4 protein-coding genes are annotated in these 6,000 nt (G+C 33.1%); 3 read left to right on the forward strand and 1 reads right to left on the reverse strand.

The window, feature by feature from the left end; translation table 11 throughout:
• Positions 1–72: 72 nt before the first annotated feature.
• A complete protein-coding gene (locus GMA11_RS07560) occupies positions 73–1,362 on the reverse strand; it encodes an LCP family protein (RefSeq protein ID WP_163546562.1) in 1,290 nt (429 codons plus the stop codon).
• 174 nt (positions 1,363–1,536) lie between these two features.
• Here GMA11_RS07560 and GMA11_RS07565 point away from each other — a divergent pair, with 174 nt between their 5' ends.
• From GMA11_RS07565 to GMA11_RS07575, 3 genes are read left to right on the forward strand one after another with little or no spacing between them, the layout of a single operon-like run.
• Complete coding sequence (locus tag GMA11_RS07565; protein WP_163546563.1) at positions 1,537–2,046, forward strand: MarR family winged helix-turn-helix transcriptional regulator; 510 nt, start codon at positions 1,537–1,539, stop codon at positions 2,044–2,046.
• Positions 2,021–3,760, forward strand: a complete 1,740-nt coding sequence (locus tag GMA11_RS07570) for an ABC transporter ATP-binding protein (RefSeq protein ID WP_163546564.1) — start codon at positions 2,021–2,023, stop codon at positions 3,758–3,760. The genes GMA11_RS07565 and GMA11_RS07570 overlap by 26 nt, the downstream gene beginning before the upstream one ends.
• Complete coding sequence (locus GMA11_RS07575) at positions 3,753–5,504, forward strand: ABC transporter ATP-binding protein (protein ID WP_205422916.1); 1,752 nt, start codon at positions 3,753–3,755, stop codon at positions 5,502–5,504. Before GMA11_RS07570 ends, GMA11_RS07575 begins: the two co-directional genes overlap by 8 nt.
• The last annotated feature ends 496 nt before the right edge of the window (positions 5,505–6,000 follow it).

The raw sequence follows: 6,000 nt of genomic DNA on the forward strand, positions 1-6,000 counted from the left end.
ATCTATTTGATATATCTTTTATTAAGACGAAAAGAGCGTCTATCTGTTTGAAAGACGCTCTTTTATGAAAATTTATTCTTCTTTATTTGTAGTTGTCACTAATGGTTGCTGTACAGATTGTCGTACTGTTTGCTGTATTGTTTGTTCAACGGTCTGTTGTACCGTTTGTTGTATTGTTTCATTTTCAGTCGTATATGTACCAGCATTTCTAGTAGGTATCACAGCACACTCAACCGAATTCCCATTCGCATCAATACATTCTACTGAGTTGTATAAATGATAGATGTCATTATCTTGACTTAACGAAATATCTTTATCAATAAATGTCTGTTGCGTAATTGGATTTAATTTTAATTCTTTACGCAAAATATTACTTACACGTAAACGTTCTGTATCCGTCACAAGTCCGTAATAACCATTTTGAATATCTACACCAAACGCTTCAAAACTTTCTTGCTTCATATTTGTTAGTGCTGAACTATAATCTCTTTGTATTTCTAACAATCTATCAAATGTCAAATCTGTTTGAACATGAGAACTAATTGTATCTAAAATATTTTTATAGTTAAATAGTGTATTAGCACTAAGTAATTTTTTCGCTAAAGCTGTAATCAATGTACGTTGTCTGCCCTCACGCCCAGCTGTTCCCTCTGGGTCAACCATACGCATTCGAGCAAAAACATTTGCTCCAAAACCATCTAGATGAATCGATTCTCCTTCGACAAAATTATATCCTTCTTGTGAAAAAGTAATTGGACTCACAACATCAATACCACCAATTTTATCTACCAAATCCATCAATCCGTCAATATCAATACGGATATAACTATCAATAGGGACTTGTAAATATTGTTGAACAGTATCTATTGTTCCTTTAATACCTCCATAGGCATAGGAATGATTGATTTTATCCCACAAACCATTTTCAACTGTTGCTGATACTTTCATTTTAGCATACGCATCTCTTGGGATACTTGCCAATGTTGTTGTATTGGTTTCAGGATTGATTGTTGCTAAAACAAGTGTATCTGCTCGTGCATCCTCTGAGTATCCATATTCACCACCTTGGTCAATCCCCACCAATAAAACAGAGAACGGATCTCTTTTTTTCAATGCTTCACTACGTAAATTGTCTTTCTTCACTTCGTGAGTTGTTTTATTAACAGCAGTTTTGAAACTATTCCACACATCAAATCCATAAATAGTCGCTCCCCCTAGTAACACAAGCAACACTGTCAACCAAATAAGACGTCTTTTTCTTTTCTTTTTTCTTTTTCTAGTTTCATTTAATGTTGTTCTTGAAAGTGTTTCTAGTGATTCATTGTAATATGGGTCTTTAAAATCGGATTTTTTTCTACGCATATAAACCCTCCATAATTTGTATCATTTGCTATTATACATCAACTCTTTGAAAATTTCTTTATTTTACACTATTTTGTTACATATATGTAACAAAAACAATTCATTTTCATTTTAATAGGTTGCCTACCTATTAAAATTATGATACACTACTTAACAAAGAAATGGAGGTGCATCATGCCAAATCAACACAAACTTATCCAAGAAATGCTACAAACCTTTAAACGAGTTAGCAAAATATCCGTATTTAGAAATACCGTAGAATCTCTGACAGAGATGGAAAAATGTCTTTTAATGAAACTTTATTTTTATGAACAAGATCATAAAAATCCACTATCAATCAAAGAACTTAGCCATATTTTCAATATACGATCAGCATCTATTATCCAATTTATAAATGCTTTAGAAAACTATCAATACGTTAAAAGAGAACACTCAACAGAAGATAAACGTATGACCTTTATCACGCTAACAGAAGTAGGCAGACAGCTTGCCGTTGCTGTTTATAAAGATGATTTACGTATATTCGATACATTAGAAAAAAAATTTGGTAGCACTATTTCCACTACTTTAACACAATTAAACAATATTTTAGATACATTAGAAAGTATGCCAATAGAGCACATTACACTTTCTAATCAAGAAAGGAGTCACACACAACATGACACAAATTTGGACACACGTTAGCCGCTATAAAAGGCCGCTCTTTTTTATTTTTGGATTAACAATTTTACAAGTGAGTGCTAGTTTATATACCCCAACCATTTTATCAACATTAGTTTCAGAAGGTATTTTAAAACAAAATAATAATCAAATTTATTTACAAGGTACATATATGCTCATCGCTTCTCTTATAGATCTTGTTTTATCTATATGGATTGGATTAAAAATCGGAAAATTTGCAACTGGTCTAGCAAGAGATTTGCGTTCTGATTTATTTCATCATATACAACATTTCTCTACACAAGATTTTCAAGAGTTTGGGACTAGCTCTTATATCAACCGTACAACAACTGATGTACAAACATTAAGTCAAACTTTAGGATCTGCTATGCGACTAGCACTAACAGCTCCACTTGTTTTTATTGGATCTATTATTTTATCTATTCGGATTAGTTTAGGCTTATCTATTGTCTTAATGGTATCTATTCCAATTTTAGTTGTCTTTGTGTTCTTACTTGTGAGAGCTATTTCCAAAGATTTTACAAAACTTCGTCAATTTACCGATAAAATGACACAAATTGTACATGAAGGCCTAACTGGTGTACGTGTTATTCGTGCTTTTAATAAAGATACATTTGAGCTAGAACGTTTTAATACAATCAATACCAATTATAAACAACTACTTTTTGATATAAATCTAAAATTCAGCTACATCATGCCTACAATGATGATTATGATTAATTTTTCAAATTTAGCAATCGTTTGGTTAGGTGGACAATTTATTCAAAATAACTCTCTCGATTTGGGAGATTTAATGGCAATTTTACAATACTCTTCTCTAGTACTTATTTCTTTAATGCTTTTATCTATGGTTTTCATTATGATTCCACAAGGTATTGTATCTGCCAATCGTATTAACTCTGTACTTGAACAAAAACCTGGACAAACTTTTTCTAATGAAAGAAAAGGATTGAGCAGTATCACACATGTTCAATTTGATAATGTATCGTTCAAATACGATGGTGCAGAGAAAAAAATGTTGTCAAATGTATCATTTGAAGCAAAAACAGGTGAAAAAATTGCCATTATTGGTTCAACTGGTGCAGGAAAATCTACATTGATGAATTTATTATTACGCTTTTTAGATGCCACAGAAGGTACCATTACTTATAATGGCACAAATATACAAGACTTTGAAGAAGTTGAGTTACGTCAACAACTTGCTTTAGTCCCACAAAATAGAAATCTATTTTCAGGTACTATCGCAGATAACTTACGTTTTGGGAACGAAAACGCGACAGAAGAAGAGATGATTAGCGCACTAAAAGCTGCTCAAGCATGGGAATTTGTTTCTAAATTAGACAACACATTATATGCACGTGTCGAACAAGGAGGAGAAAATTTCTCTGGAGGACAAAAACAACGTCTAGCAATTGCTCGAGCTTTGGTTAAAAAAGCATCTATGTTTATTTTTGATGACAGTTTTTCTGCTTTGGACGCTAAAACAGAATCCCAGTTACGTCAAAGTTTAAAACCTGTTAATGAACAAGCCATTGTTTTTGTTGTTGCACAGCGTATTTCTTCTGTTACTGATGCAACAAAAATAATTGTATTAAATGAGGGAAATGTCGTTGGCATTGGTACACACGACGAATTAGCACAATCCAATACGGTTTATCAAGAAATTATGCGTTCACAATCAAACTTTGAGGAAATGGAGGATGTACAACATGGATAAAAAACAACATCAAAAAGCACTTTTACGTTTATTAACCTATATGAAGCGCTATTCTTTAGCACTCGTTGCTATTATTATCATTACTATCCTGTCAGTCTTTATGGATGTACAACTCCCTAAAATTTTAGGAGGAGCTACCACACTGATTTTTGATAGCTTTTCACAAAATCAACAAGTCGACTTCAACGGATTGTGGCAAATCGCTCAAACACTGATTATTTTGTATGTTCTTGCTGCAGCCTTGAACTTTTTAGGAAAATATATTTTATCCATTATTCAAGCGGATATTATGTATCGACTACAAAAAGAAGTTAAAGAAAAATTAGTACGTGTGTCTATTCGTTACTACGATGAAAACTCAAAAGGTGATTTACTGAGTCGTGCAACAAATGATATGCAAACTATTGATAATGCTCTCGGACAAATTACAACCCAAATTTTAACGTCTGTTTTTACACTAATTGGTATTGTTTATATGATGTTCACTATTCATTGGGGTATTGCTTTATTAGGTATTTTGGGTATTCCTTTATCTTCAATGGTTATTTCATATATTACAAAACATTCACAAATATTATATGTTAAACAACAAAATCGTTTAGGCGCCTTAAACGGTTATATTGAAGAACATTATACAGGTCATGAAATTGTCAAATCGTTCAGTTATGAAGAACGTTCTATGGATAAATTTAAAGCCATGAATGACAAATTATACCAAGCTAGTTGGAAAGCACAATTTCTATCTGGCATGATGTATCCTATTTCTCGTCTTATTAACAATATAGTTTATGTCTTTATCGCTGTTATCGGCGGCTTGTCAGTTAGTGCGGGAGCTTTATCTGTCGGAAGTATTCAAGCTTTATTACAATATACACAACAACTAAGTCGTCCAATGGGAGATGTAGCAAATATGATTGGCTTAATGCAAGCTATGAGTGCTGCGTGTCAACGTGTCTTTGATTTACTAGATGCTCCCGAAATGGAAATGGAAGAAAAACCTGAATTACCAAAAGTTGACGGACAAGTTGACTTCGACCATGTATCGTTTGGATACAGTATCGACAAACCACTGATGAAAGATTTGAATATCCATGTGAAAGCTGGACAAACTGTGGCGATTGTCGGCCCAACAGGAGCAGGAAAGACAACTGTTATCAATTTGCTCATGCGTTTTTATGATATTACAGGTGGTAAAATTCTTATTGACGGACACGACATTTCAAACTATAGTAAACAATCGCTTCGTGATAATGTCGGTATGGTACTGCAAGATACGTGGTTATTTAACGGAACCATTCGTGAAAATATTCGTTACGCTAAACAAGACGCAACAGATGAAGAAGTAGTATCCGCAGCAAAACAAGCATTTGCTGATGATTTTATTCGTAAATTGCCACATGGTTACGATACAATCATCACCGAAGAATCCGATAATATCTCACAAGGGCAAAAACAATTATTAACGATTGCTCGTGCCATTTTAGCAGGACCGTCTATTTTTATTCTTGATGAAGCAACATCAAATATTGATACACGTACCGAAATGCAAATACAATCTGCAATGGATCATATTATGGCAAATAAAACATCCTTTGTTATTGCACATCGTCTATCAACTATTCGTGATGCGGATAAAATCCTTGTGATGCAACAAGGAAATGTTATCGAGCAAGGAACACATGACGAATTATTACAAGCAAATGGTTTTTATGCCGGACTATATCGTGCTCAATTTGAACAGTAGTGCTAATATAAAGAAAGCGAAAAAATGGCTCTTTATCAACTCATGTTGGTAAAGAGCATCGTCAAAAGAACGGCTAACCCAAAAGTCAAAATAAAGACGAGGTAGAGTCAAAAAAATCATGACACGATAAATTTAGCTTTTTGAAAAACATGATGACATCAAAACTAAAGCGGAGAAGACAAACAGCCTAACACTGTTTGTTTTCTCCGCTTTTATCATATACTGACTTTTGGGTCAGCCTTATTTTTTGACCTAGTTTTATATGTAAAATTCTTCTACTAAGACGATTTAATGAAAAACATCAAAATAACGAGCGTATATTATACTGATACTGTTTGAAAACATCTTATATATTGACATAAATAAAAGAGGCTCTATAATAAATCGTGTTGGTGGGAATAATCCACCAACACGATTTTGTATATAAAAGTGGACAAAAAAAGAGAAATACCTGTATGATTAAATCACCACAATTAAACAAGGAGGTATTTCTCAT

Source organism: Granulicatella sp. zg-ZJ (assembly GCF_010892355.1).
Classification (GTDB): Bacteria; Bacillota; Bacilli; order Lactobacillales; family Aerococcaceae; genus WM01.